We start from the raw sequence: 5,039 nt of genomic DNA, 5'->3' as shown, positions 1-5,039 counted from the left end.
CTTGAGGGCCACGGTTCCGCCCCCGATCTGGGGGTGAATGCTGCTGAATATGCGGTGCGCTATGTCACACGGCTGATGGAGTTGCGCCAGGACCTGATTGCGCGCGCACCAGCGGACAGCAAGTTCGAGCCGCCTTGGACGACCATCAATATTGGCCGTGTATCGGGCGGCGTAGCGCATAACGTGATCGCCGGCAAAGCGGAGGTTGAATGGGAAATGCGGCCCGTGCAGAACAGCGACGCCGATTTCGTCAAAACCAGCATGGCCCGCTATTGCGCGGATACATTGCTACCCGCCATGCAGGCCGTCAGCCCTGACGCCAGCATCACCCTGACCACAGTAGGCGAAATCGCGGGGCTTGAACCGATGGCCGTGAACGCCGCGCGCGAATTGGTCGCCGAACTGACAGGCGCGAATGGCGCTGATCTGGTGGCTTTTGGCACCGAGGCAGGGCTTTTTCAGGCGTTGGGCAGCCATGTGGTGGTCTGCGGTCCCGGTTCAATCCAGCAGGCCCATAAGCCTGACGAGTATCTTGAGATTGATCAGTTGGACGCTTGTATGACCATGCTGTCGCGACTGGTGCGCTATATCTCTTAGCGCCCGTGACTGCGGTCGTAGGCGTTGGGTGCCGGTGGCGTGAAGGGGTCCGCGCTTTCAAAGACATCAATCACCAGCGGATAACAGGTGGCCTTGTCGGACGTATGCTCATCCCCGCAATCGCCACCGGGGCAAGCAGAGAGGCCGACGATCAGGTCAATCTCGGCAAAGAATTCAAGGTAATCGCCCGCCCGCACAGGACTGGCCTTCATAAAGTATTGATGCGTGTCGTTGGTAAAACCGGTGCACATAAAGACGTTCAGGACGTCGTGCACGTAGGGCTCTGCCTCGGCCAGTGACATGCCTGTGTGGTCTGCCAGCGCGCGGGTCAGGTTGGAATGGCAACAGTAGTGATAGTCGGAGCCCGACAACAACCGTCCTGTGTAGGGATCGCAGCGTGTGCCGATCACGTCATGCACCGATCCGCCGTCCGCATCCCAACCGTACCAATCCAGCGTGTCCTCTGTAATCGTTGCCATCGGGCGCATGTTCGGAAAGCGCGACCAAAGCCTGTCGCCGGTGGACAGATGCGTGCCATGCAAGGCGCGCGTCTTGCCGGAATAGAAATGTTCGGTCAGGTCAGTGGCGGACCATAGGTTCAGATCGCCGACCTGTGCGCCATCGGGGCATGTAATCCGAAAGAACCCGCCCGCAGGGACGGTCGTGCAGCGCGCATCGCGGGGCGGGATCACGCAGGTGTCGCGATGGGTGGCGCTGGCGCGGCGGGTCTGGATCGTCGCATGGTCTGGCGGGGCAAGCGCGTCAGTCGGATAGCAGATCACCGCAGGTTTGGCGCGGCGGGCAGCGGCATCGCTTGGGGGTGCAAAGGCAGGCTGATCAGGTTTCATAGGCGCATACTCGTCTCAAGGGGTGTTGGCGGAACCGTAGCTTTGAATGGCGGTCAATGACCAGACCTCGGATTCTTGGTTCAGATTTGCTAGAGACAAGTGTGGCGGTGAAAGTTCGCGTGACGTCAAATTCAGAACAAAAGGTGTCCAATGGCTGAAATCTACAAAAATACGGTGCGCGGACAGGGTTTGGTCGATCCGGCACCGGCGGATGCTTTTGACACCGAGGCCGTCACCCGCTTGCTCGATCAATGCCCCGCCCATCAAGCAACGCCTCTGGTAGATTGTGAAGGTCTTGCCCGCACCATTGGGGCTGCCCGCCTTGTTTTGAAGGATGAGCGCATGCGGATGGGGCTTGGCAGCTTCAAGGCGCTGGGCGCGGCCTATGTCATCGCCCGTGATGCGGCGGATGTGGTGCGTGAAACGGATGTCGATTGGTCCAACGCACTGAACGGGCGCAGCTATGTTGCGGCCAGCGCAGGCAATCACGGGCTTTCGCTTGCTGCAGGAGCAGCCGTTTTTGGTGCGCGTGCGGTGATTTATCTGGCCGATACCGTCCCCGAAGGCTTTGCTGCACGTTTGCGCGCGAAAGGCGCAGAGGTCGTGCGCGCCGGTGCCAACTACGAGGAAAGCATGGCGGCCGCGTCTGTTGCGGCCGAGGCGGGTGATTTGCAACTCCTTTCAGACGGGTCGTGGCCGGGCTACACCAAGTTGCCGTTCCACGTCATGGAGGGCTACACCCAGATGGGCCATGAAATTGCGCAGGCCTATGAGGGCACGCCGAGCCATGTGTTCTTGCAGGCGGGTGTTGGCGGATTGGCAGCAGCGCTGGCAGAAAGCCTGCGCGCATATTGGGGCGACGGGCCGCGCATGATTGTGGTTGAGCCCGAGGCAGCACCCGCGCTGATTGCAAGCATGAAGGCGGGGGCCCTGGTCACCACCCAAGGGCCTTTGTCGAACATGGGGCGTTTGGACTGCAAGACGCCCTCAATGCTTGCGCTGGGCATTCTAGCACGTGATGCGGATGATTTCACGACCATCACGGAAGGCGAGGCAGAGGCCGCTGTGGCGGCTTTGGCGGAACATGGCATTAGGACCACACCGTCGGGTGCTGCCGGGGTTGCGGCGGCTTTGGCTGATGTGGGGGATATTGATAGCAGATCAGAGGTGCTCTGCATTATCAGCGAAGGCCCGGAGGACGGGTAATCAACCCCATCTGCCCGCTCTGCTAGTTGCACTTGCCGCAGAGACACTTATTCGGCGACGGAAATATATCCTTCACCCAGCATTTGGCAGCTTTGATGGCGGGATCGTTCTTGCGGGTTTCGTAAAAGAGGAACCAAAGCTCGCGGTCCGCATGGGTTTGCGCTTCATCAGAGTGAAGTTGGCGTAGTTTTGGATACTCGCGGGCCATACAGGTGGGCAGAACACAAGAAAGGCCGGTCGCTTGGGCGGTATTTGCAATCGCACGGTAGGAATCCATCCGTATGATCGGGCAGGTCCCGAAATATTGCCGCGCGAGTTGCATCTCTGGCAAGCCTTCAAGGCTTAGAGGCAGCCCAACCCATCCGTTCTGATCACCGTCTTCGGACGCAAAGATCCCAACCCTGCAATTGGCCACCTTGAACCGCGCCACGCCCGGTGTGTCGGGACGCGAGAGCCGAAGTGCGACATCGGCCTCGCCGCGTTCGATTGCAGTTGTCTCGTCATTTGCCTCAATCATGATCTTGGCCTGCGGAAATTTTTCGCGCCAGAGGTTCATCGCGGGGGCAAGAAAATCACTGTTGATAAATGAGAGTGTATTGATTTGCAGCGCGCCAAAGAAATTATCGCTATTCTCGATATCCTTAAGCATGAACCCCAGACTGGATTGCGTAGCCTCTGCAATCGCAACAAGCTCCTCGCCGATCTCGGTGAGTTCCCACCGATTGCCCGCAGGTAAAAAGATCGGATGCCCAAGCTCTTCCGCGATCGTATCGACATGGCGTGCAACTGTACTACTGGTTACACCAAGAGCATGTGCCGCTGCGCGATAGGAGCCAACTTCTGCCACTGTGAGCACGGTCTGTAACTGGCCCCAGGACTTGAACTTCCTTATATTCATCATCTCACTCCGATGAGGTTCGGAACGAAACATTTTGCACCGTTCGGGAGATGGGTCGCTTGCAAACGGGCAAACTGCAAACGCTGTAGGACCATCCTCGGCGTCAAAAGTTACGCTGTCAATCTGGCCTTAGGGAGAGTCTCGCTTTGACGATCTTAAGGTGCCACTATTTTTGAGAGGGGGTAGCGGATTTTTCGCTATATTCGCGTTTGGCGCATTCGGTGTAGGCATCGTGCCGCCGCTCACGGCAATTTGTCGGCAAAGTATCGACCGCTGGGCCCTTTTAGAGGCTCAATCGCCGGAGATACTTTGCCGACAAAGCGATATCTCTCATTTTAGGCCGCCGGAACAATGACCTGCTTTGGTTTCAGTTCAAGCGTGCCGGGTGTCCATTTGCGCACGTCTGTCTTTTGGACGGCTGCCCGCAGGTTTTCCATGCGCATGCGGCGTTCGGGTTCGGGCATTTTCAGGGCGCTGACGATTGTCAGGTCCATCGCACGGTTCGAGAACGGGTTCGTAATCACCGCATCGGCCAGTTCCACAGCGGCCCCTGCGAATTCGGACAGCACCAGCACACCGCTATTGTCGATCCGCGAAGCGATAAATTCCTTCGCCACCAGATTCATGCCGTCCGCCAAAGGCGTGATCCATGCGACATCGGCGGCCTGATAGTACGAGATCAGCTGCGTGAATGGCACGGCGCGTGAAATCAGCGTGACGGGCTGCCATTCCAGTGTTCCAAAGCGGCCATTGATCCGGCCTGCGATCTGCTCGATCTCGCTTTGGATTTCTTCATAGGCCTGCATATTGCGGTTGGCGGCAACCGAAACATGCATCAGCCGGATTTTGCCGCGCAGGTCAGGGTTATATTCCAACACCCGCTCAAAGCTGGCCAGTTGCTCGATCCCGCCTTTGGTATAGTCGGTGCGCCCGACCGAAAGGATCAGTTTCTCGTCACCGATTTCCTCTTTTATCTTCGTGGTTTGGGACACCGTTTCAGGGGCATGAGCAATCTCGTCGATATAGCCAATATCCACGCCCACCGGTGTCACGCTGACCGCCACCTCATGGCCATCAAGGTTCAGCTTGCTTGCCCATGCGCGTTCGGCCAAAGCGGTGCCTTCGAAAATCCATTTGTCGGGCACTTGCGTCCGCGTCGTCACATCCACGTCGAACAGACTGGTGGCAACCGAGACAAAGTTGCTGGCATAGCGCGGGATGTGAAAACCGATGTCGTCACAGGCCAGCAGGCTGTTCACGATCTCTTTGCGCCAAGGCAGCATGTTAAAGATATCCGCCGATGGAAACGGCGTATGGTGGAAGAATGCGATCCGCACGTCAGGGCGCATGGCGCGCAGATATCCGGGCACCAGCCACAGGTTATAGTCATGCACCCAGACCAAAGCGCCTTCTGCTGCTTCTTCGGCGGCCGCTTCGGCGAAACGGCGGTTCACATCCTGAAAATTCGCCCAATCGACAGGGTCGTAGTT

General features: G+C 58.2%; 5 protein-coding genes. 2 read left to right on the top strand and 3 right to left on the bottom strand.

The window, feature by feature from the left end; all coding sequences use genetic code 11:
• Positions 1–597: M20/M25/M40 family metallo-hydrolase (locus VGP75_RS18400; RefSeq protein WP_327545042.1), on the top strand; the 597-nt coding region annotated here is incomplete at its 5' end.
• Here the strand turns inward: VGP75_RS18400 and VGP75_RS18395 are convergent.
• Entirely contained in the window at positions 594–1,445 is an 852-nt protein-coding gene (locus tag VGP75_RS18395) for an urea carboxylase-associated family protein (RefSeq protein ID WP_327545041.1), read from the bottom strand. The two genes, VGP75_RS18400 and VGP75_RS18395, sit on opposite strands and share 4 nt — an antisense overlap.
• A gap of 150 nt (positions 1,446–1,595) precedes the next feature.
• Between VGP75_RS18395 and VGP75_RS18390 the strand changes: the two genes are divergently transcribed.
• The gene (locus VGP75_RS18390; RefSeq protein ID WP_327545040.1) at positions 1,596–2,651 is read left to right on the top strand and encodes a pyridoxal-phosphate dependent enzyme; all 1,056 of its coding nucleotides are present in this window, start codon (positions 1,596–1,598) and stop codon (positions 2,649–2,651) included.
• 22 nt (positions 2,652–2,673) lie between these two features.
• Here the strand turns inward: VGP75_RS18390 and VGP75_RS18385 are convergent, their stop codons facing one another.
• Both VGP75_RS18385 and VGP75_RS18380 read right to left on the bottom strand, forming a co-directional pair.
• Entirely contained in the window at positions 2,674–3,549 is an 876-nt protein-coding gene (locus VGP75_RS18385) for a LysR family transcriptional regulator (RefSeq protein ID WP_327545039.1), read from the bottom strand.
• A 335-nt stretch (positions 3,550–3,884) separates the two neighbouring features.
• Positions 3,885–5,039: alpha,alpha-trehalose-phosphate synthase (UDP-forming) (locus VGP75_RS18380; RefSeq protein WP_327545038.1), on the bottom strand; the 1,155-nt coding region annotated here is incomplete at its 5' end.

This window comes from Yoonia sp., assembly GCF_036007805.1.
Lineage (GTDB): Bacteria > Pseudomonadota > Alphaproteobacteria > Rhodobacterales > Rhodobacteraceae > Yoonia.
The sequence above is the reverse complement of the archived record's forward strand: the minus strand, read 5'-3'. Positions and strand labels throughout refer to the sequence as shown.

What these genes read in the sequence shown, in the direction of transcription:
- VGP75_RS18395 (WP_327545041.1), bottom strand. Translation starts at nt 1,445, where the DNA reads ATGAAACCTGATCAGCCTGCCTTTGCACCCCCAAGCGATGCCGCTGCC.
- VGP75_RS18385 (WP_327545039.1), bottom strand. Translation starts at nt 3,549, where the DNA reads ATGAATATAAGGAAGTTCAAGTCCTGGGGCCAGTTACAGACCGTGCTC.
- VGP75_RS18390 (WP_327545040.1), top strand. Translation starts at nt 1,596, where the DNA reads ATGGCTGAAATCTACAAAAATACGGTGCGCGGACAGGGTTTGGTCGAT.